Origin of the sequence: Haloactinopolyspora sp. (genome assembly GCF_027324685.1) — a bacterium.
Taxonomy (GTDB): domain Bacteria; phylum Actinomycetota; class Actinomycetes; order Jiangellales; family Jiangellaceae; genus Haloactinopolyspora.
Genome location: NZ_DAHVSH010000071.1, coordinates 17,247 through 38,519 on the forward strand (window position 1 = coordinate 17,247; position 21,273 = coordinate 38,519).

A 21,273-nucleotide genomic window follows, 5' to 3' on the forward strand; every position below is an offset into this window, starting at 1 on the left:
ACAGCGAGGGGCCCGTCGACGAGGTCGGTCATCGACGGGCCCACGCGGCGAACGAAGCTGATCAGGCCGCCGGAGCGTTACGGTCGGCCGGCAGCGCGGCCCGAGCCGTGTCGACCAGCGACTTGAACGCCGCCGGATCGTTGACGGCGAGGTCAGCGAGGATCTTCCGATCGACCTCGACCTCTGCGAGGCGCAGGCCCTGAATGAACCGGTTGTAGGTCAGCCCCTCGGCGCGCGCTGCCGCGTTGATCCGAGTGATCCACAGCTGCCGGAAGTCGCCCTTGCGCTGCTTACGGTCGCGGTAGGCGTAGACGAGCGAGTGGGTGACCTGCTCTTTCGCCTTCCGGTACATCCGGGAGCGCTGACCCCGGTAGCCGCTGGCCCTCTCGAGCGTCTCGCGGCGCTTCTTGTGGGCGTTGGCCGCCCGCTTCACGCGTGCCACTGGTACTCCTTGCTCGGTCCGGCCCGATGGGGGCCGAAGGTCATCTCGATGTCAGTCGGCGCGGTTCTACCGGCCGAGCAGCTTCTTGACCCGCTTCTGGTCGCCCTTGGACACCTCGGTGGTGCCGGCCAGGCGGCGCGTCAGGGTGGACGGCTTGTGCTCGAGATAGTGGCGCCGGTTCGCCTTCTGGCGCAGGACCTTCCCGCTGCCCGTCACCTTGAAACGCTTGCGCGCCCCGCTGTGCGTCTTGTTCTTCGGCATGGCGCCGTTCGTCTCCTCTTACTCTTCGTTCTCAGCTACGGCCTGGGCACGTGAGCCCTTGCCGGCCTTGTCTACCTCGGCCGCGGCGCGGCCTGCGGCTCGCTCGGCCTTCTCGGCCTCTTCATCGGCTTGACGTTGCGCCTGCCGATTGGCCTTGGCGACCTCACGGTCGGCCTTGGCGTCGGACTTCTTCTTGTGCGGCCCCAGCACCATGATCATGTTGCGGCCGTCCTGTTTGGGCGAGGACTCGACGAAGCCGAGTTCGCTGACGTCCTCAGCAAGGCGCTGGAGCAACCGGAACCCGAGCTCGGGCCGCGACTGCTCCCGTCCGCGGAACATGATCGTGACCTTGACTTTGTCGCCCTCGGCCAAGAACCGTTCGACGTTGCGCTTCTTGGTCTCGTAGTCGTGCTTATCGATCTTCGGGCGGAGCTTCTGCTCCTTGATCAGGACATGCGACTGGTTTCGTCGAGCCTCGCGCGCCTTCATCGCCGACTCGTACTTGTACTTGCCGTAGTCCATGAGTTTGGCCACCGGGGGCCGTGCTCCCGGTGCGACCTCGACGAGGTCGAGGTCTGCCTCCCCGGCGAGCCGCAGTGCGTCCTCGATGCGGACGATGCCGACCTGCTCACCATTGGGGCCGACGAGCCGGACTTCCGGAACGCGAATCCGGTCGTTGATGCGTGGCTCTGCGCTGATGCCTTCCTCCCGGCAAATCGATGGGGTGTGTCCTGTCGACCACGCCGCGAAACGCACAAGGCTCCGCGACACGTGCTCGCGGAGCCTAACCCATCGACGCCGTGGAATATTCCGTTCGGCGCCTACTCGGAGCGCCGTCGCCGACGCTCTGACCTGGGGACCCGACGACCTGGACGGTCGGTGCGGGTGGGAGTGTCTCCGCTTGCTGTCTGCCTTGCCCGATGGCTCGGACACGGCGGACCGGTCGGTCGACAACTATAACACGCCTACCCGCTGCCGGGGACATCTCCGCCCCTGGCCACACGGGATCTCGGCCGCCGAGAACGGCGAGCGGCTCAGCGCACCAACGTGCGGCGGGCCCGGCGCCACAGCCGTCCGCCCGCCCGGCGGACCCGGCGCTTGATCGTCGCGGCCTCGGTCGCCCTGGCCGACGGCGCAACTGGTGGATCGGCGGTGCCCACGCCCTGCCAGGTCCCCAACGGTCGCCACCCCGACGCCAGCGAGCGCAAGTCGCGGGCATCCACCGAGAACATCACCGGCCCGGCGAGGTCGATCACCAGGGCGTCGGCCCCTTCGGCCAGGGCGGCCTCGGCGGCGGTGCGGGTGGGGACCGGCGACGGACGAGCCTCGGTGTTCCATCGCTGCAGCGTCTCGACGCTGGTGAACGCCAACAGTCCGCGACGGCCGTCACGGCCCGTCGTCAAGACGGTGGCCATGTCCGCGTGCGAATGGTCGGCCCGGCCACCCGATCCGTCGGCACCGGGCACGTCGTCATTCGGTCCGTCATCACCCGGGACGGCCACGATCGGAATCAGTAATCGGCTCGTCGCCAGCGCGGCGAGGACGTTCGCCGGGCCGCCCTCGGCGCGGTCGAACTCCTCGAGGGCCGCCCGGACTCGAGGGTCGGCCGAGCCGTCGTCATCACCGAACGGTGCTGACGGTATGGGTCGCGGCACGGAGGTCACGTGCGGTGAGACTAGCCCTCGCCGCCATGATCCGCCACACGATTCACCGCGTGATCTCGTCGGCGCCCAGCCGTCCACGACGATGCGCCGCGCCTCCTGACAACCGTCGCCGACGCCTTGCCTGCGACGCGGCGCCGCACGTCCGGCCGCATGCCCCGCCCCGCCGGCGTCCGTGGCCGGAAGTCGTCGCCGCGACCCGTACACTCCCACCGTGGACATTTCTGTCTCCGAGGCACCGGTCGGCCGTCTCCTCGACGGCCGGTACCGGATCGAAGCGCTGCTCGCGCGCGGCGGGATGGCCACGGTGTACAAGGCGACCGACACCCGGCTGGGCCGGCGGGTCGCGCTGAAGGTGATGCACGCCGAGCTGGCCGCCGACGACGATTTCGTCGCGCGGTTCATCGGTGAAGCCCGCTCGGTGGCTCAGTTGTCCGATCCCAACGTCGTCAACGTCTTCGACCAGGGCGAGGACGACGGCGCGGTGTTCTTGGCGATGGAGTACATCGAAGGCCGCACCCTGCGCGACGTCTTGCATGAACGCGGCCGGCTCGGCGCGTCGCTCGCCCTGGAGGTGGCCGAGTCCGTCCTGTCCGCACTGGCCGCCGCGCACCGCGCCGGCATCGTGCACCGCGACGTCAAGCCCGAGAACGTGCTCGTCGGTAACGACGGTCGCGTCAAGGTTGCCGATTTCGGGCTCGCCCGGGCGGTGAGCAGCTCGTCGAAGACCACCCGGGGGCTGCTCGGAACCGTGAACTACATCTCGCCGGAGCAAGCGCTCGGGGAAAAGGCCACCCCGCGCTCGGATGTGTACTCCGCCGGCATCATGCTCTACGAGCTGCTGGTGGGACGACCACCGCACGACGGCCCCACGGACTTCGTCGTGGTGCGGTGCCACATCGACGAGAACGTGCCGCCGCCGTCGGCCGCGGTCCCGCTGCCGCCGATCGTCGACGAGCTGACGCTCACGGCCACGGCGCGCCACCCGGAGGCCCGCTACGCCGACTCCGGGGAGTTCCTCGCCGCCGTGCGCTCAGCTCGCGCTTCACTGGCCGGCCTGCCCGGGACCGAGCCCGACGCCGGCGAGGCCGCCGAGTTGAGCCAAGCGCATGCGGAGTCGCGCGATTCCGCGGGCGTGGCGTTGAACGAAGCACTCGTCGAGACCGTGCTCGCCGGCGAGATGGTCGATGACGACGACGACCTCGACCACGCCGACGCCGCGAGCACCGCCGACGACGTCCCCGTCGTGTCCGCGGCGGGGCCGCCACCGCCGCCGCCGAACTCGGCACGCACTCGCGTCATCTCCACCCCCGCCAGCCAGGGACTCGGTTCGCAGCCGCACGCCGCCACGCCAGAGCAGGCCGCCTCCGCGGACGAGGCCGGCCCGCGGCGCAGCCGCCGGGGCCTGATCATGTTCCTGCTCGTGCTGTTGCTCGTCGTCGGCGTCGCCGGGGCCGCGTGGTGGTACGGATCCGGCCGCTGGGACACGACGCCGTCACTGCTCAACCTCAGCGCAGAACAGGCCGAGGCCGCGGCGGCGGACGAGGGCTTCACCGCCAGCCAGGGCGGTGAGGAGTTCTCCGAGACCGTCGAGGCCGGGTTGGTCGTGGCGACCGAGCCCGGCCCCGGTGAGCAGATCCTCGACGGGGGCGAAATCACCTACATCCTGTCCAAGGGGCCCGAACGGTACGAGGTTCCCGACCTCACCGACATGACGGTCGACGCTGCCAACGAGGCGCTGGACGGGCTGCCACTGACGCTGAACGTCGCTGACGAGGCCCACCACGACGAGATCGCCGAAGGCCACATCGTGTCGCAAGACGTCGAGGCGGGCGAGCAGGCGCGAGCCGACACCGAGATCGGTGTGGTGGTGAGCGCCGGCCCGAAGCCGATCAAGATCGAGGACTTCACCGGGCAGCCGGCCGATAAAGCACAGGAGGCCCTGGCCGAGGCCGGATTCAAGGTCTCGACCTCGGAAGATTTCTCCGACAGCGTCGAGGCCGGCCACGTCATCTCGCAAGATCCGACCAAGGGCACCGGTGTGCGCGGCGACGTGATCAAGCTGGTCGTGTCGAACGGGCCGCAGATGGTCGAGGTACCTGCGGTGGTCGGCCAGCCGGTCGACGAAGCCGAGCGGACACTGCGCGAGCTCGGCTTCCACGTCGAGGTGGTCGACCTGTTCGACGGGCCGGGCGGTGGTCGCAAGCCTCGTGTCGTGCGAGTCGACCCGGTGGGCGGAAGTCAGCCGCACGGCTCGACGCTGACGCTGTACCACTTCTGAGCGCACGCAGCCCGGTGGCGGTCACCGCGGCGACAAGGGAGAGGATCTCGCGGTGCCTGCGACCCCGCCGGTGATCGGCACGCACATCTCCGCCGGTGGCAAGCTCGCGACCGTGCCCCGCCGGGCGCGAGAGCTCGGCGCGGAATCCGTCCAGATCTTCCTCGGGAACCCACGCGGCTGGGCGACCACCGCCGGCGACCCCGCCGCTGACGCAGCGTTTCGTGCAGCGGCCGCGGAGACGGGCATGCCGGTCCTCGTCCACACGCCGTATCTGGTCAACTTGGGTAGCCCGACAGCGCTGACGTACGAGCGCTCGATGCACAGCGTCGCGCACGCTGTCACCCGTGGCCGCGCCGTCGGCGCGAACGGCGTGGTGGTCCATACCGGCTCGTGTGTCGACGGCGGCGGGCGCGCGCAGGCGATGCTCCAGGTGCGCGAGGCGCTGCTGCCGCTGCTCGACCAGCTCGACGACGACGCGCCCGACGTGTTGCTGGAACCGACGGCCGGACAGGGACGCTCGCTGTGCGCGACGATCGACGACCTCGGCCCGTACCTCGAAGCGCTCGACTACCATCCCCGCGCGAAGATCTGCCTCGACACGTGCCATGCCTTCGCCGCCGGGCACGACCTGGCGCCGGCCGGGGCCATGTCCGCCCTGCTGGACCGCCTCGCCGAGGTCGCGGGTACCGGTCGCCTCGCGGCCGTGCACGCCAACGACTCCATGGACGTATGCGGATCGTTTCGCGACCGGCACGCTCGCATCGGCGCGGGTCACATCGGGACCGACCCGTTCCGGGAGCTGCTCGCGCACCCGTCCGTGGCCGGGCTGCCCGTGGTGCTCGAGACGCCGGGCGGGACGGACGCGCATGCGGAGGACTTGGCGCTTCTGGCCAAATTGCGTGCGCAAGTTCCGTGAGTTGTTCCCGCACGAGCACTCGGTGACCACATCGTGACCAACCGTCTTGTTCTCCGGACGAGGCGTCCAGTCTCGAGATTTCCTGCCTTAGCGTCGACACGGTCACAGCTGGGCTGGAGGGTTGCCATGGTCGTCGTGATGTCGCCCGATGCGAGCGATACCCAGATCGACGCCGTCGTGCAACGTGTGCGGGCCACCGGCGGCGAGGCGTTCGTCAGTCGCGGGGTTCGTCGCACCATCATCGGGCTGGTGGGCGACATCGACGAATTCCGCGCGCTCAATCTGCGCAGCATGCCCGGCGTCGCCGACATCATCCACGTCTCGACGCCCTACAAGCTCGTCAGTGTCGACCATCAGCCGGCTCGCAGCACCGTCCTGGTCGGGACGGACACCGGGGCGCAACCGGTCACGATCGGCCCGGACAGCTTCACCCTCATCGCCGGCCCATGCACGGTCGACTCCGTGGACAGCACGCTCGAGGCCGCCGAAATGGCCAAAGCCGCCGGCGCCGCCATGCTCCGCGGAGGCGCGTTCAGGCCGCGCACCTCGCCGCAGGCGTGCCAGGGCCTGGGCAAGAACGGCCTGCGCATCCTGGCCGAAGCCAGGGACGTCACCGGCCTGCCGGTGGTCACCGAGGTCATCGATGCCGCCGACGTTCCCCTGGTCAGCGAGTACGCCGACATGCTCCAGATCGGTGCCGGGAACATGCAGAACTATCCGCTGCTGCAAGCCGTAGGGGAGGCGACGAAGCCGATTCTGCTCAAGCGCGGCGTACACGCGACCATCGAAGAATGGCTGTTGGCTGCGGAATACGTCGCCCAACGCGGCAATCTCGACATCGTGCTGTGCGAGCGGGGCATCCGGACGTTCGAGACGTCGACGACCACCACCCTCGACATCTCGGCGGTGCCCGTCGTGCAACGGCTGTCACACCTGCCCGTGGTCGTCGACCCAACCCACGCGGCCGGGCGACGCGAACTCGTGCTGCCCCTGTCGCGCTCGGCGATCGCCGCCGGCGCTGACGGCATCCTCGTCGACGTCCACCCCGACCCGGACTCCGCCGCGTCCGACGATCCACACGCGCTGGCCGGCGCCGACGTACGCGAGCTGGCTTCCGCCCTGCGTCGCATGGTGCCGGTCGTCGGGCGCCGGCTGAATCGGCGCGAGCCGGTCGCCTGACCGGCGGCGAAGGCTGACCTGCCCCAGGGTCAGCCGGTGGGCTCGTCCGCCCGAAGCGCCAATTGGGCGTCGCGTTCGGCGCGATGCGCCCGAAGCGACCACGCCACGGCGCTGATCCACGCCACGACGATCACGCCGTAGGCGAAATTCAGCGGTGTCCCGGTGATGCCGATCCAGTCGCTACGCAACACCGTTCGGACGTTGGTCAAGATGATCAGTCCGCCGACGGCGGAGCCGAGCACGCGCGGCGGCAGGTGGCGCACCAACCAGGCGGCGATGGGCGCGGCGATCACGCCGCCGGCGAGCAGGACGGCCACCCACGCGGCGTCGATGTTCTCCTGCCCGAGCCCGACGAGGAAGCCTGCGCTGGCCGCCAGGGCGACGACGAACTCGCTCGCGTCGATCGATCCGATGACCTTGCGCGGTTCGAGCCGTCCGCTGGCCAGAATCGCCGGGGTGCCGACCGGACCCCATCCGCCCCCGCCCGTCGCGTCGACGAACCCGGCCACCAACCCGAGTGGCGCCAGGAACCGCTTGCGCAGCGGTTTCCCGAGCCGCTCACTCGGCAGCCCCCACGCGGTGAACCGGACGAACACGTACAGCCCCAGCGCCAGCAGGATCAGCGCCATGACCGGCTCGGCGATCTCGGTGGACAGACTGGACAGGAACGTCGCGCCAGCGAAGGCGCCGATACCGCCGGGCACGGCGATACGAGCCACGACCTTCCAGTCGATGTTGCCCAACCGCCAGTGCGCCAGCCCCGAGGCCAGGGTCGTACCGATCTCGGCCAGGTGGACCGTGGCCGATGCGGCCGCCGGGTTGGTTCCTACGGCCAGCAGCAACGTCGTCGATGTGACGCCGTAGGCCATGCCCAGACTGCCGTCGACGAGCTGCGCGGCGAACCCCACGAGCCCCAGGACGATGAGCGTTCGCACCCGCGCTCCAATCCCTTTATTCCTATCTGTTCTATGGGAATAGTAGCGATAAGGGGCGCACCGTCAAAGGGGGCGAGTGCTGGAATTCAGCCTTTGATCGCGCGCGCGAGTACGGTGCCGGCCCGCTCGGCGGCGTCGCGGCTCACATCGAGATGCGTGATCAGCCGCACCACTCCGGGCGCGACGATGCCGGCGAGCACGCCTTCGGCGCCGGCTTGCTCGACGACGTGGCCCGCGCGCTCGCCCAGCCTCAGCAGGACGATGTTGGTCTGCACGCGCTCGGGGTCGACGACGGACGGATCGACGTCGGCGATCGTCGCGGCGATCGAGCGCGCGTGCGCGTGATCCTCCCCCAGCCGGTCGATGTGATGATCCAACGCGTACAGACCGGCAGCGGCCAACACCCCGGCCTGTCGCCAGCCCGCGCCCAGGCGCTTGCGCCACACGCGCGCCTCGGCCACGATGTCCGCCGACCCGGCGAGCAGTGAACCCACCGGTGCGCCGAGCCCTTTGGACAGGCACACCGCCACGGTGTCGAAGTGCTGGGCACAATCCCGCGCCGGCACACCGGTGGCGACCTGGGCATTCCACAACCGCGCCCCGTCCAGGTGCAACCGCACGCCGGTCCCGGCCACCAGCTCGCGCAAGGCGGCGACGTCGGCCAGCGGATGGACGGTGCCACCGGCGAAGTTGTGCGTGTTCTCCACGGCGATGGCAGCCGTGGACACCAGGTACGGACCGGCATCGGGGACCATGAGCGAGCGCAGCGCCTCGAGATCGATCAAGCCATCGGGGTGCCGCCACGTGCGTGTGGTCACGCCATGCCACGCGGCGTGGGCACCGAGCTCGGCGCGGACCACGTGTGCACGTTCCTCGCACAGCAACTCCTGTCCGGCTCTGACCAGCGCACGAACGCCCAGTATGTTGGCCAACGACCCGGACACGGTGAACAGCGCGGCCTCGTGGCCGAGCAGGTCGGCGACTCGCTCCTCCAGCGCCATGACGGTCGGGTCCTCGCCGTAGACGTCGTCGCCGGTGTCCGCCCGGCTCATCGCGGCGAGCATCCCGGGGGTCGGGCGGGTCACCGTGTCGCTGCGCAGGTCGATCATGCCTGTGGTCATACGACGACGATAAACGCGCAGATCGTGCGGTTGACGTGCGGGTGGGCGGGTCAGATCCGGGCCAGGACCAAGCCGGTGGGCACGCTCACCAGCAGCACGCCGGCGAAGGCGTAGTACGCAAGCAACCAGCCGCGCCAGCGACGGTCGGCCTCGCGCACACCGAGGATCAACAGCGCGAGCGCCAGCACGACGAGGACACCACCGACGTCGACCAGCCACACCGCATCCAGCAGCGTTCCGGCCACGACGGCCGCACCACCGGCGTTCCAGCCTCCGAGCTCGAGCGCGACCCGGCGACCCGGCACCACCCGCGGCGCGAGCACAGCTTGCCCGACGCCGAGCACGAGCTGGGCGACACCGACGACCAGCACCAGATACGCCGCCACCCATGCACCGTGCTCCGAGGGAACCGACGCAGTGAACGCCGCCACCAGGCCCCCGGCGACGACTGCCACCGAAGCGACGACGGCGAAAGGTGAGGCGGCGCCGCGACGGCCCGAGCTGGCGAGCGCGGTGACGACCAAAGCCATGATGACCAGCCTACGAAGAGCTTGCGGACGCGCGATGGTGCGGCCCGGTGGACCAGCACGTGGCTGTCCCGGCCACCCCGCCGCAGCAGGCACGACAAGACGTTTTTACTATAGACACTAGTAATTATTCGCGCACGCTGAAGGATGGAAGAGGGCGTGGGCCATGACCTACGTGATCGGCGAACCCTGCATCGACGTGCTGGATCGCGCCTGCGTCGACGAATGCCCGGTCGACTGCATCTACGAGGGCAAGCGATCGTTGTACATCCAGCCCGACGAATGCATCGACTGTGGGGCGTGTGAGCCGGTGTGCCCGGTCGAAGCCATCTACTACGAGGACGATCTACCGGAGCACCTGCTCGAATACCGTGAGGACAACGCCCGGTTCTTCGAGCAGCCGCTCATGGGACGGTCTGAACCGCTCGGCACCCCCGGCGGCGCCGCCAAGCTGGGCGCCCTCGGCGTCGACACCGAGCTGGTCGCCGCCCACCCGGGCCCGGCCGGGTAGCACCGCGAACGGTCCAGCCGGTGGCGCCCTCAGCGCACGTCGGTCGCCTACCGGGTGGCCTCGAGCAGTTCGGCGACCAGGAAGGCCAGTTCCAGCGACTGGGTGCGGTTGAGCCGCGGGTCGCACACGGTCTCGTATCTACTGGCCAGCCCATCCTCGGCAATCGGGTCGCCGCCGCCGACGCATTCGGTGACGTCGTCACCGGTCAACTCGACATGCAGCCCACCAGGATGGGTTCCCAACGAGCGGTGCACCTCGAAGAATCCGCGAACCTCGTCGACGACGTCGTCGAACCGGCGCGTCTTGTGCCCGCTGGGCGCCTCGTAGGTGTTGCCGTGCATCGGGTCGCAGATCCAGGTGGCGACCAGCCCGTTCGCGGTGGCCTTCTGGATCAGCGAAGGCAGCGCGGTACGGATGCGCTGCGCACCCATCCGGGTGACGAACGTCAACCGGCCCGGCACCCGGTCCGGGTCGAGCTTGTCGGCCAGGGCCAGCAGTTCGTCGGTGGACGTGGTCGGCCCGATCTTGACCCCGATGGGGTTGCGGATACGCGAGGCGAACTCGACGTGGGCGCCGTCGAGCTGGCGGCTGCGCTCGCCGATCCACAGGAAGTGCCCCGACACGTCGTACGGCGCGCCCGAGCGGGAGTCGACCCTGGTCATCGGCAATTCGTAGTCGAGCAGCAACGCCTCGTGCGACGAGTACAACTCGACGGTGCGCAACTGCTCGGGGTCGATCTCGATGGCCTTCATGAAGGCCAGGGCCTGCTCGATGCGCCCAGCCAGTCGCTCGTAGCGCTGCCCGGCCGGTGACGTCCGGACGAAATCGGTGTTCCACGCATGCACCTGGTGCAGATCGGCGTAGCCGCCACCGACGAACGCGCGGGCGAGATTCAACGTCGCAGCCGAGGCATGGTAGGCACGCACCATCCGCGCCGGGTCGGGCCTGCGCGCGTCCTCGGTGAAGTCGAACGAGTTGACGATGTCGCCACGGAACGCCGGCAGCGTGACGCCGTCACGGGCCTCGTCAGGCTTGGAACGCGGCTTGGCGTATTGGCCGGCCAGACGGCCGACCTTCACCACCGGGACGCTGGCGGCATACGTCAGCACGACGGCCATCTGCAGCAAGGTCTTGAGCTTGTTGCGGACGTTGTCCGCGCTCACCCCGGCGAACGTTTCGGCGCAGTCACCGCCCTGGAGCAGGAACGCCTCGCCCTGCGCGACAGCGGCCAAGCGGGTACGCAGCAGGTCGCATTCGCCGGCGAACACCAGCGGTGGCATCTGGCGCAGTTGCTCGGTCGCCTCGGTGACGGCGCCGGGCTCGGGCCACTGCGGCTGCTGCGCCGCGGGCAGGCCGGCCACGGCTTCGGTCAGCTCGGCGTACAGGGCACGATCTTCGGGCGAGTTCACCCGACCAAGAGTAGGACCTCGCGGCCAGCCACCGGGCAGGTAGCCCACAGCCCGGACACCGCCTCGGTTCCCCCGGCGCCTGCGCGGGCGGACGCGGAGGCGCCGATTTCCGGCGGTAAGGTTGCATCTCGAATCGAGAACGTCCTGGAACGCACGACGAGAAGGTCTCCGCATGCCCGAGAGCACGCCTCAATCGCACCATTCGGCCGACGAGCGCTCGCACCGGCCCGTCCGCAGGGTCGCCATGCTCACCGCCGGCGGATTGGCGCCGTGCCTGTCGTCGGCCGTGGGCGGATTGATCGAGCGCTACACCGAGATCGCGCCCGAGATCGAGATCATGGCCTACCTCGACGGTTACGCCGGGCTGCTGACCGGCCGCTCGATCACCATCTCACCGGAGGTGCGGTCGTCGGCCAGCCGACTGCACCGCTACGGCGGCTCGCCCATCGGCAACAGCCGCGTCAAACTCACCAACGTCGCCGACTGTGTCAGGCGCGGGCTCGTGCGGGAGGGGCAAGACCCCCTGCACGTCGCGGCCGAGCAACTCACCCGCGACGGCGTGGACGTGCTGCACACCATCGGCGGTGACGACACCAACACGATGGCGGCGAGCCTGTCGGCCTATCTGGCCGAGAACGACTACGAGCTGACCGTCGTCGGGCTGCCGAAGACCATCGACAACGACATCGTGCCCGTCCGGCAGAGCCTGGGCGCATGGACGGCGGCCGAGCAGGGCTCGATCTACGCCCGCAACATCATCGCCGAGCACTCGTCCAACCCGCGGATGCTCATCATCCACGAGGTCATGGGCCGGCATTGCGGCTGGCTCACCGCAGCCACCGCGCGGGCGTACCGCGGCTGGCTGGCGACCCGCGAGTGGGTGCCCGAGATCGGACTGGACCCCCGGCGCTGGGACATTCACGGCGTCTACGTGCCCGAGGTCAAGCTCGACATCGACACCGAGGCCGGCCGGCTGCGCAAGGTGATGGACGACATCGGCTGTGTCAACATCTTCCTGTCCGAGGGTGCGGGCGTCGACTCCATCGTCGCCGAGCTCGAGGCCGCCGGCGCCGACGTCCCCCGCGACCCGTTCGGACACGTCCAGCTGGACAAGATCAACCCGGGTGCGTGGTTCGCCGACCAGTTCGCCTCCCGGCTGGGCGCGGAGAAGGTCATGGTCCAGAAGAGCGGATACTTCAGCCGCTCCGCCGCGGCCAACGTCGACGACCTGCGATTGATCAAGAGCTGCACGGATCTGGCCGTGGAGTGCGCGCTGCGCCACGAAGGCGGGCTGATCGGACACGACGAGGGCCAGGGCGGGCGGCTTCGGGCCATCGAGTTCGACCGGGTCGCAGGCGGCAAGGCCTTCGATCCCGCCACGCCATGGTTCGCCGACCTGGTCGGCGCCATCGGCCAGCCCACGCCCTGATCCCCAGCCCACTCCCTGATCCCGGAGTGCGCAAGCTACTGCGACAGGAACTCCGACAGCAGCGGCCCCGCCGTCCGGGAGCCGGACTCGCCGTCCTCCACGAACACGGCGACGGCCAGGTCACCCTGGATGGCGACCATCCACGCGTGCGTGCGCGGCGGGTCCTCGCTGCCGTACTCGGCGGTCCCGGTCTTCGCGCCGACCCGCTCCCCCGGCACGTCGCCGAGGAACGTCGCGCTGCCTTCGGACACGACGGCGTACATCAGCTCGCGCAGCACATCCGCCTCGGCCGAGGTGAGCGGAGCCTGCGGCGTGGCGGCGGCTGGCTCGGCGCCGTCGACCAGCTTCGGCACCACCGTGCTGCCGGCTGCCACGGAGGCGGCCATCGTCGCCATCGCCAACGGTGACGCCAAGACCTCGCCCTGCCCGATCATCGACGCCGCATGGGCCGTCGCACCGGCTTCGGCCGGGACGTCACCGAGGAAAGCCGGCGCCCCGATGTCGGCCTGCGTGCCGATACCGAGAGCTTCGGCCGCCTGAGCGAGCTGAGCCTGGCTGACGGTGTCGTGCTGATCGATCAAGGCGGTGTTGCACGATTCGGCGACCGCTGTGCGCAGCGGTATCTCCCCGAGACTGGAGCTCGGGTAGTCGTCGTAGTTCTCGAAACTCCTACCGTCGACGGTGACGGTCGGGGTGCAGTTCACGCTCGTGTCGGCAGTGAGTCCCGCGCGCAGCAACGCCAGCGACGTGACGATCTTGAACGTGGAACCAGGCGCGTACTGGCCGAGCGTGGCCGTGGAGTAGCCGTCGCTGCCGGGGCCACTTGCCGCGGCGAGCACGGCGCCGGTCGACGGCTGGACGACCGTGATCGCGCTGGGCGGCCCGACGTCGGCCAGCACCTGCTCGGCTCGGGTCTGCAGGTCCGGGTCGAGGGTCGTGCTGACGTCCGCACCCGGTTGGGGCTCGGTCTCGTACACCGTCGTCGGCTCGCCCTCAGGCGGGACGATCTCCACGGTGATGCCCGGCGTCCCCCGAAGTTGCTCCTCGTACTGCTGCTGCAGCCCGGACAGGCCGACGATGTCACCGGGTTCGACTGCGCCGTCGGACTCCTCGATGATCTCTGCCGTGGCCTCACCGACCGTGCCGAGGATCGGGCGGGCGAACTCGCGCGTCGGAGCGAGGGCGAGGGTGTCCTCGAGGGCGACGGCGCCGTCGATCTCGTCGACGGCGCTCAACACCGGCACCGCGTCGGCTTCGCGCAAGGTGATGGCTTCGACGAAGGCCTCCGGCCCGGCGGCTTCGGCCCGATCGGCGAGCCCGTCCGCGTCGACGTCGACGACCGCGGCGAGCTTACGGGCGGCGGATTCGACCTCGGCGGCCGGGATCCTGGTCTTGTCGATGCCCACGCGGTAGACCGGGCGTTCGGTCACGATGGCTGCCCCGTCGGCGCCGAGGATGTCGCCGCGCTCGGCCGGCTGGCGACTCGCCGCCAGTCGAGCGTCCGGCACCAGATCGGGGTGGATGATCGCCGGGTCCCATTCCACCTGCCAGGCGTCGTCGACGAGCACCAAGGCGGCCGTCGAGGTGTACTCCCAGGTCTCACCGCCGACGTCCCACGCCAGCTGGAGCTCGGCCGCCCGCTGGTCGTCGCCGGCGTCGCGCACGTCGGACACCTCGACGCTCAGCGACGACTCGCCCATGCCGCTCGTGATCTCTTCCACGGCGGCGGCGACTTCCTCCCCGGTCGCGCCAGTCCATGGCGCGTCACCCCACTCGCCCGACTGCAGTGCGGCAGCCAGCCGCTGGGCTACCGGATCGGCGTCGGGTGGGCCGCTGCAGCCGGCTGCCGAGGCCGCCATGATCACGGCTGCCGCGGCAGCCACGCCCGTAGTGAACCCCCGTCGGTGGTTGTGGTCCATCGCTCCCCGTTTCACGTCAGTATCGTCTGGTCTCATCCGGTGGCGGCTGCGGCCGGCGAGCAGCCCATCTCGCCGGGTTGAAGACTCATGCGGTCGGGAACCCAAACCGTCACGTCGGCGGGCGCTACCCGCACGAACACGCACGCGGTCCCCCGCCCGACGGCCACGCCCACCGCGTCGTCGACGACGGCCACGGAATCGTCGCTCAGTGCCGTCGCAGTATCCATCACGTCCTCGGGCTCGACCTCATCGCGCTGCAGCTCGCTCGCCACGGCAGCGTCGTACTGCCTCCGGACGTCGGACAGCACGTCCGCGGCACGCACCGGGCCCGGCCCTGCGACCAGGTGGGCGCTCAACCGCTCGACGAGGCGAGCCGGCAACCGCGGTTCGACCGGCGCCGGCCCCAGCTCGATCACCGCAGTGTCCGGGCAGGCCTCGAGCCGCTCCGGCTCGTGTTCGTCCATCCGGTCGTCGAACACCCACCGATAGCACCCGGTCACGGCGTAGTTCTGCTCCTGCCACCCGAACCCGTCCCGCCGGGTACGGTCGCGGCGCAGGCGCAAGACGACCTCGGCGCCGCCGTCGCCGGTCGCACCAGCCAGCTGCAGCACCTGCACGTCGTCGCCGGGCCCGTCGACGCGGCGGGCATAGGCCTGCGGCTGCGGCCCTCGCGAGCGCGCCATCACCAGGCCGAGTTCGGCCGCGTAGTCGTCGAGAATTCGGACGTCGTCGCCGTTGGGTTCCTCCGGCGCCCCGGTGTGCGAGCCATCCGCGTTCGCCGGGCGCACGGTGAAGCCGTCGGTGTCCGGCGTGGTCACAGCGACGACCGCCGCCACCGTCCCGGCCACCACCGCCAACGCAGCCAGCGTCCTCGCCGTCCTGTTCATCCGGGTACCCGGCTCCCTCCGCGGTCGCGCCGTAACGGTCGTCAGCCGAGCCGGGCGACGACGAGCCGGGCGATGTCGGCCAACACAGCATTGTCCCTGTCCGCGTCCGATTCGTCCCGCCGGGTCAGCGCGGCTATCACGACCGGTGTCCCGGACGGCGTCCAGGCGACGCCGACGTCGTTGTTCGTTGCGTAGTCACCGGCCCCCGTCTTGTCCGCCAGCCGCCATCCTTCCGGCAATCCGGCGCGGAACCGGTCCGCGGAGGTCTGGTTGTCCTCCATCCACGCCCGCAACCGACGCCGGTCGCGGGGCGCGAGAGCATGGCCGACCAGCAGGCGCGCGAAGGTGCGCGCGATCGCCGCAGGCGTCGTGGTGTCGCGGTCGTCCCCCGGAAGTGCGGTGTTCAGGTCCGGTTCCCAGCGGTCCAGCCGCGTGGCGCGGTCACCGAGGGAACGGGCGAACGCGCTCAGCCCGCGCGGACCGCCGATCTCACGCAACAGCAGGTTGCCGGCCGTGTTGTCGCTGAGCTGCAGCGCGGCCGTGCACATCTGCGCCACCGTCATCCCGGTGTCGACGTGCTCCGCGGCGACCGGCGCGTACTCCAGGACGTCGGCGGGCGGGAACCAGACACGGCGATCCAAGGTCTCCCCGTGGACGTCGTGGTCGCGCAGGACCGCCGCCGCGGCCAGCACCTTGAAGACCGACAGCATCGGGAAGCGTTCGCCGGCCCGGTGCGCCAGGCGGGTTCCAGTGTGCAGATTCATCGCAGCGAGTCCGATGGTCGTGTTGTAGTCGCGTTCCAGCGCCGCGATCGCGTCCTCGCGGCGAGCAGTGGCCTGCGCAGTTCCCGTACTCGGCGCGGCAGCGGCACCGGTGAGAGCCAGGGCCACCGGCGCAGCGGCGCCCAGCCGGAGCACGCTGCGCCGAGACGGTGTAGACAGGCTGGGTGCGACGGTGGAAGAAGCGGGACGGCGCATCGGTCCTCCTCGGGGACTGGGACTGGGCATGACCTTGGGCACCGGCGGTCATGGAGACCGGCGGGTGCCTTCCGGTGCACCGAGAGTGCCGACGCCGGCCGATCGATGTCCAAGCCGTATCCGCCACTGATCAATACCTTTTCGATATGGTTCGTGTTCGTGGACCTGATCACGCACTTGGAGGCGTTCGTCGCAGTCGCCCGGGCGCGCAGTTTCACCCTGGGTGCGCAGGATTGTGGTGTGCCGCAGCCGGTGGTGAGCCGACGTGTCTCGGCCCTGGAACGCCACCTCGGCGGTGCGCTGCTGCGGCGTACGTCCAGGCGGGTCGACCTCACCGACCTCGGCCGCACCCTGCTGCCGCATGCCGCCGACCTGGTGGCCCGGGCCGCCCATCTGCGCGAGCTCGCCGGAGCCGCACAGGCAGCCACCATCGTCGTCGGGGTGCCACCCGGACCGGACCCACGCCACCTGGTCGCCGCACGCGCCAGCGCCGCAGACGCCGGCATGGCGCTGTCGTTCACCGAAGATGGCGTGCAAGCTCGGACCGAGTTGCTGCGCCGGGGCCGCCTGGACCTCGCACTGTTGCCGTGCCCGCCGGACGAGGAGGACGTCGGCGCCGACCTCGGCGCGGCTACCGCCACCGGGGACCTGCGGGGTCGTCGCGTCCACCTGGACCAGCTGCGCCGCAACATGGGCGAGGCGGGCCGGCCGCGGCGGATTCATCTCGACGCCGAGGACGACGTCCCGTGGATCCGGGACCCGCTGCGGCGAGCGGCGCGGGCCGCCGGGCTTCGCGACGATCAGGTGTGCACGTCGACGACGCGGACCGAGGCCGTCGCCGGTGCGATCGAATACGGCGACGTCGTGGTCGCCACCGCGGCGTGGGCCGGGGCGCAGGGGCTGCGGTGGCGCGCTCTCGGCGAGGTGTCGCTGCGGCGCTCCTACGCCGTCGCCACTGGCGGCCACACACGCGCGGCCTCGCTGGATGCGGTGCTGCCCGCGCTGGCCCGGGCGGCGGCCCTGTCCGACGGCGCGGACCCTGATGGCGCGGACTCCGGCGTCGAGGAGCCGGCATGACGATGACACCGGGCCCGTCCAGCGCGTACGGCTTCGCAGGTGAGGCCGTCCAAGCCGCGGTCGAGATCCAGCAGGAATGGGCCCAGGACGGACTGCATGGCGCCCTGTGCGCACGCCACCTCGACACCGGCGAGGAACTCGGCTTCGACGCGGACACGCCGTATGCGCTCGCCTCCGTGAGCAAGGTGCCGCTTGCCCTGGTCACACTGGATCTGATCGCGCGAGGTCGCCTCGACGGCGCGCAGCCGCTGGTGCTCGATCCCGAGACGGCGACACCGGGGCCGACCGGAGTCTCGATGTTCCGGCACCCCAGCCGGATCGCGCTGGACGATCTGCTCTACCTCATGCTGGCGGCCAGTGACAACGCCGCCGCCGACGCAGTCTTCGAGCTCGTGCCGCCCACCCTGGTCACCACCACTTTGCACGAGTGGAACTGCCCCAGCGTCGTTGTCCGGCACCCGATGCGAGTGCTCTACGACGCCGCGGCGGCCGTGGCGCCCGACGATCCCGCACTCGCGCTCGAACTCGCTGTCCGCGCCACGACCGAAGGCGGCGGGCATGTGCTGCCCTCGCTCGACATCGCCTCGGCCACCAGCGGGACGGCGCGTGGCCTGGTGCTGCTGTTGGAACGAATCTGGACGGATTCGATCAGCGTTCCTGCAGCGACGCAGCGGCTTCGCGACCTGCTCGGGCGCCAACTGGGTCGCAACCGCATGGTCGCCGAGCTGGCCTCGGACTCGGTGACGGTCAGCAGCAAAACCGGCACGTTCCTCAACCTGCGGCACGAGGCCGGCGTGGTGTCGACGGCGACCGGCGACCGGATCGCCGTCGCCGTCCTGACCGCGTCGACCATCCCGGCGGTCCATCAGCCGGAGGTCGACCGGGCCATCGGCCGCGCCGCCCGCGTCGCCGTCGACGTCCTGCGGCTCTGACGCTTCTCCCGCGCCGCCGAGCACGACGACCCGGTGGACCTCCCCTCGCTCAGGACGCGGCGTCCGGGCGAAGATCGAGGCGACGAAGCAGCTGGGCGTTGAGCGCGACGATGATCGTCGACAGCGTCATCACGACCGCCCCCACGGCCGGCGGCAGCACGACCCCGACCGGCGCCAGCACCCCGGCGGCCAGCGGCACGGCGATCAGGTTGTACCCGGTTGCCCAGGCCAGGTTCTGCACCATCTTGCGGTACCCGGCCTGCGACAGCCGCCGCGCCGACAGCACCCCGCGCGGGTCGTCCGAGGCGAGCACGATGCCGGCCGACTCCACGGCGACGTCGGTCCCCGCGCCGATGGCCACGCCCACGTCGGCTCGGGCCAGGGCGGGAGCGTCGTTCACCCCGTCACCCACCATCGCCACCGACAAGCCACGTCGTTGCAGATCGGCGACCACCGCTTCCTTGTCCGCGGGCAGGACCTCGGCGAACACCTCGTCGATCTTCAACTCGGCGGCGACCGACTCCGCGACGTTTCGCGCGTCACCGGTGATCATGACCGTCCGCACACCCTCGGCACGAAGCGCTTCGATCGCCTCACGCGATTCGGCGCGCACCTCGTCGGCCAACGCCAACGCCGCGATCACGACGCCGTCGCGCACCACGTGCAGCACCGTGGAGCCGGCGTCGATCCATCGCGAGACCGGCTCGGCGAGCTCGTCCGGCGTGCGCAAGCCCAACTCTGCGACCAGCGAGGGCCCACCGACCTCGACCTTCGCGCCGTCGACGACGGCGCGCACGCCTTTGCCGGTCAGCGATTGGAACTCGGTGGCCGCCGGAATGTCGCCACGTTCCTCGGCTGCCGCGACCACCGCGCGGGCCAACGGGTGTTCGGAGGCGTACTCCGCGGCGGCGGCCATGACGAGCGCGTCGTCACGGTCGACTCCATCGGCGGTGACGACCCCGGTCAGCACCGGGCGCCCCACGGTCAGCGTGCCGGTCTTGTCGAACAGGACGGTGTCGACACGGCGCATCCATTCCAGGGCCAGCCGATCTTTGACCAGGATGCCGGCGCGGGCAGACATGCCGGTCGAGATCGCTATGACCAGCGGGATCGCCAACCCCAACGCGTGTGGGCAGGCGATGATCAACACCGTCACCGTGCGCTCCACCGCCTGCGACGCCTCGCCGAGCGCGGCCCACACGGCGAACGTGACGAGCCCGACGCCGAGAGCGAACCAGAACAGGTAGGCGGCCGCGCGGTCGGCCAGGGCTTGCGCGCGCGAGCGAGACGCCTGGGCGTCGGCCACGAGCCGGCGGATGCCGGCCAGTGCGGTGTCTTCGCCGACGGCCGTGACCTGCATCCGCACCGCGGTGTCGGTCACCACCGTCCCGGCCACGACTCGATCACCCGGCCCACGCGAGACCGTGACGGACTCGCCGGTGACCGTCGACTCGTCCACTTCGGCCGTCCCGGCCACGATGACGCCATCGGCTGGAACCCGTCCGCCCGAGCGCACCAGCACGACGTCGTCGGGGCTCAGCTGCGTCAGCGGTACTTCCTCGACGGTGTCGGCGCGCTGACCGGCGGCTTGATCGTCGTGGGTGACGATCCGCTCCGCGGTGTCCGGCAACAGCTCGGCGAGAGCTTCCAGCGCACCGGAGGCCTGCCCGAGCGCGCGCATCTCCAGCCAGTGCCCCAGGAGCATGATGACGATCAGGAGGGCGAGCTCCCACCAGAAGTCCAGGTCGAAGCCGCCGACACCGAGGGAGGTGAGCCCGCTCGCGACGAAGGCGACCGTGATCGCCAGGCCGATCAAGGTCATCATCCCGAGCTGGCGGCTCTTGATCTCCGCCCGCGCGCCGGTCAGGAACGGCCAGCCGCCGTAGAAGAACAGCACGGTGCCCAGCACGGGCGGGATCCATGCGCCCCAGCCCGGCGGTTCGTAGCCCAGCAGGTCGCCGGCCATGGGGCTGAAGCCCACCACCGGGATCGCCAGAGCCAAGCTCACCCAGAACTTGTCGCGGAAGGCTGCGGCGTGGTCACCATGGTCACCGTGCGCGCCGTGCCCAGCGTGACCGGCGTGCGTGTCATGCGCGGCGTGGCCGCCGTGACCGGCGTCGCCGGCGTGCGTGTCATGCGCGCCGTGACCGGCGTGGCCGCCGTGATCGGCGTGTGCGCCGTGGTGCTCGTGCATGTCGTCACCAGCGTGGGCACCGTGGGCGTCGCCTGTGGTGGCCGGTCGTGGCGTGTGTTCCATCGTGGCACTCCGTGGTTGTCGGTCTCCGGACAACGCGATACCCACCGGGGGTATTTCACGTGCCGGGGCCGACGGCGGCGGGCGATCCGGGCAACCGGTCCCGTACCCGTCCGCACGAAACGTAGCGGCGCCCTGCGGAACGTCGCGCGCGGAGTCGCACCACGAGGAAATCTGCTGCATCACCAGGCGTGCATGGGTGGTACAGCAGGCAATTACCAAGTGAACATGATCATTTCACGAGCGAGAGTGCGGAATTCAGATTGCGAGTGTCACCGTGGGGACGTCGACGGCGTCGTCGGGTTCGATGCTGATCTTCACGATCCGGCCTGCGGCCTGGATGTCGTCGATGACCTGGTTGATCACGTCGACGTCAGCGGCGCGGCCGCGCACCTGAGCATGGTCGACCTCGGCACGCATCGACAGCTGTGCCTCGGATTTGGCCCGCCGCACCGAGCCGATCAGTTCCGAGGCCGTGCCGAAGGTGTCGGCGTCAGCCTCGGCTCCCACGACGTCGGTCAACTCCGCGGGCTCCGGCCAGCGTGCGCGATGCAC

19 protein-coding genes and 1 pseudogene are annotated in these 21,273 nt (G+C 70.4%); 7 read left to right on the forward strand and 13 right to left on the reverse strand.

Annotation, left to right across the window (positions count from 1 at the left end; all coding sequences use genetic code 11):
- Nucleotides 1–61: 61 nt before the first annotated feature.
- The 4 genes from rplT to M6444_RS08045 form a co-directional block, all read right to left on the reverse strand.
- Nucleotides 62–442 carry a 50S ribosomal protein L20 gene (gene rplT / locus M6444_RS08030; protein ID WP_298325304.1) on the reverse strand — a complete coding sequence of 127 codons (381 nt, stop codon included), beginning with the start codon at nucleotides 440–442 and terminating at the stop codon, nucleotides 62–64.
- Between the two features lie 66 nt (nucleotides 443–508).
- Nucleotides 509–703 carry a 50S ribosomal protein L35 gene (gene rpmI / locus M6444_RS08035; RefSeq protein WP_298325308.1) on the reverse strand — a complete coding sequence of 65 codons (195 nt, stop codon included), beginning with the start codon at nucleotides 701–703 and terminating at the stop codon, nucleotides 509–511.
- Nucleotides 704–721: 18 nt separating this feature from the next.
- Nucleotides 722–1,402: a translation initiation factor IF-3 gene (infC, locus tag M6444_RS08040; protein WP_363326283.1), complete on the reverse strand. Its 681-nt coding sequence runs from the start codon at nucleotides 1,400–1,402 to the stop codon at nucleotides 722–724.
- Between the two features lie 335 nt (nucleotides 1,403–1,737).
- On the reverse strand, nucleotides 1,738–2,367 hold the full coding sequence (locus tag M6444_RS08045; protein ID WP_298325312.1) for an SseB family protein: 630 nt from the start codon (nucleotides 2,365–2,367) through the stop codon (nucleotides 1,738–1,740).
- Nucleotides 2,368–2,578: 211 nt separating this feature from the next.
- Between M6444_RS08045 and pknB the strand changes: the two genes are divergently transcribed.
- From pknB to aroF, 3 genes are all read left to right on the forward strand, one after another.
- A complete protein-coding gene (pknB, locus tag M6444_RS08050; protein ID WP_298325315.1) occupies nucleotides 2,579–4,645 on the forward strand; it encodes a Stk1 family PASTA domain-containing Ser/Thr kinase in 2,067 nt (688 codons plus the stop codon).
- Between the two features lie 70 nt (nucleotides 4,646–4,715).
- Nucleotides 4,716–5,561, forward strand: a complete 846-nt coding sequence (locus M6444_RS08055; protein ID WP_363326284.1) for a deoxyribonuclease IV — start codon at nucleotides 4,716–4,718, stop codon at nucleotides 5,559–5,561.
- 126 nt (nucleotides 5,562–5,687) lie between these two features.
- Nucleotides 5,688–6,740 (forward strand): 3-deoxy-7-phosphoheptulonate synthase, encoded by a 1,053-nt coding sequence (gene aroF, locus M6444_RS08060; protein WP_298325320.1) that lies wholly within the window; start codon nucleotides 5,688–5,690, stop codon nucleotides 6,738–6,740.
- A 29-nt stretch (nucleotides 6,741–6,769) separates the two neighbouring features.
- Here the strand turns inward: aroF and M6444_RS08065 are convergent, their stop codons facing one another.
- The 3 genes from M6444_RS08065 to M6444_RS08075 form a co-directional block, all read right to left on the reverse strand.
- Complete coding sequence (locus M6444_RS08065; RefSeq protein WP_298325323.1) at nucleotides 6,770–7,675, reverse strand: sulfite exporter TauE/SafE family protein; 906 nt, start codon at nucleotides 7,673–7,675, stop codon at nucleotides 6,770–6,772.
- An 86-nt stretch (nucleotides 7,676–7,761) separates the two neighbouring features.
- Nucleotides 7,762–8,796 (reverse strand): threonine aldolase family protein, encoded by a 1,035-nt coding sequence (locus M6444_RS08070; protein ID WP_298325326.1) that lies wholly within the window; start codon nucleotides 8,794–8,796, stop codon nucleotides 7,762–7,764.
- Nucleotides 8,797–8,846: 50 nt separating this feature from the next.
- On the reverse strand, nucleotides 8,847–9,326 hold the full coding sequence (locus M6444_RS08075; protein ID WP_298325329.1) for a hypothetical protein: 480 nt from the start codon (nucleotides 9,324–9,326) through the stop codon (nucleotides 8,847–8,849).
- A gap of 163 nt (nucleotides 9,327–9,489) precedes the next feature.
- On the opposite strand from M6444_RS08075, the gene fdxA reads away from it, so the two are divergent.
- On the forward strand, nucleotides 9,490–9,834 hold the full coding sequence (gene fdxA / locus M6444_RS08080) for a ferredoxin (RefSeq protein WP_298325331.1): 345 nt from the start codon (nucleotides 9,490–9,492) through the stop codon (nucleotides 9,832–9,834).
- Between the two features lie 47 nt (nucleotides 9,835–9,881).
- Here the strand turns inward: fdxA and M6444_RS08085 are convergent, their stop codons facing one another.
- Nucleotides 9,882–11,243, reverse strand: coding sequence for a class II 3-deoxy-7-phosphoheptulonate synthase (locus tag M6444_RS08085; RefSeq protein ID WP_298325334.1), 1,362 nt, complete (start codon nucleotides 11,241–11,243; stop codon nucleotides 9,882–9,884).
- A gap of 172 nt (nucleotides 11,244–11,415) precedes the next feature.
- Between M6444_RS08085 and M6444_RS08090 the strand changes: the two genes are divergently transcribed.
- Nucleotides 11,416–12,672 carry a pyrophosphate--fructose-6-phosphate 1-phosphotransferase gene (locus M6444_RS08090; RefSeq protein WP_298325337.1) on the forward strand — a complete coding sequence of 419 codons (1,257 nt, stop codon included), beginning with the start codon at nucleotides 11,416–11,418 and terminating at the stop codon, nucleotides 12,670–12,672.
- A 35-nt stretch (nucleotides 12,673–12,707) separates the two neighbouring features.
- Here M6444_RS08090 and M6444_RS08095 read toward each other — a convergent pair whose 3' ends face one another.
- The 3 genes from M6444_RS08095 to bla form a co-directional block, all read right to left on the reverse strand.
- Entirely contained in the window at nucleotides 12,708–14,555 is a 1,848-nt protein-coding gene (locus tag M6444_RS08095; protein WP_298325340.1) for a penicillin-binding transpeptidase domain-containing protein, read from the reverse strand.
- Nucleotides 14,556–14,623: 68 nt separating this feature from the next.
- A complete protein-coding gene (locus M6444_RS08100; RefSeq protein WP_298325342.1) occupies nucleotides 14,624–15,478 on the reverse strand; it encodes a hypothetical protein in 855 nt (284 codons plus the stop codon).
- Between the two features lie 41 nt (nucleotides 15,479–15,519).
- Nucleotides 15,520–16,455 carry a class A beta-lactamase gene (gene bla / locus M6444_RS08105; RefSeq protein WP_298325344.1) on the reverse strand — a complete coding sequence of 312 codons (936 nt, stop codon included), beginning with the start codon at nucleotides 16,453–16,455 and terminating at the stop codon, nucleotides 15,520–15,522.
- Between the two features lie 159 nt (nucleotides 16,456–16,614).
- Between bla and M6444_RS08110 the strand changes: the two genes are divergently transcribed.
- Both M6444_RS08110 and M6444_RS08115 read left to right on the forward strand, forming a co-directional pair.
- Entirely contained in the window at nucleotides 16,615–17,532 is a 918-nt protein-coding gene (locus M6444_RS08110) for a LysR family transcriptional regulator (RefSeq protein WP_298325346.1), read from the forward strand.
- Nucleotides 17,529–18,464 (forward strand): serine hydrolase, encoded by a 936-nt coding sequence (locus M6444_RS08115; protein ID WP_298325348.1) that lies wholly within the window; start codon nucleotides 17,529–17,531, stop codon nucleotides 18,462–18,464. The genes M6444_RS08110 and M6444_RS08115 overlap by 4 nt, the downstream gene beginning before the upstream one ends.
- A gap of 49 nt (nucleotides 18,465–18,513) precedes the next feature.
- Here M6444_RS08115 and M6444_RS08120 read toward each other — a convergent pair whose 3' ends face one another.
- Complete coding sequence (locus M6444_RS08120; protein ID WP_298325350.1) at nucleotides 18,514–20,721, reverse strand: heavy metal translocating P-type ATPase; 2,208 nt, start codon at nucleotides 20,719–20,721, stop codon at nucleotides 18,514–18,516.
- 255 nt (nucleotides 20,722–20,976) lie between these two features.
- Nucleotides 20,977–21,273, reverse strand: a pseudogene (gene valS, locus M6444_RS08125) (valine--tRNA ligase); the annotation flags it as partial.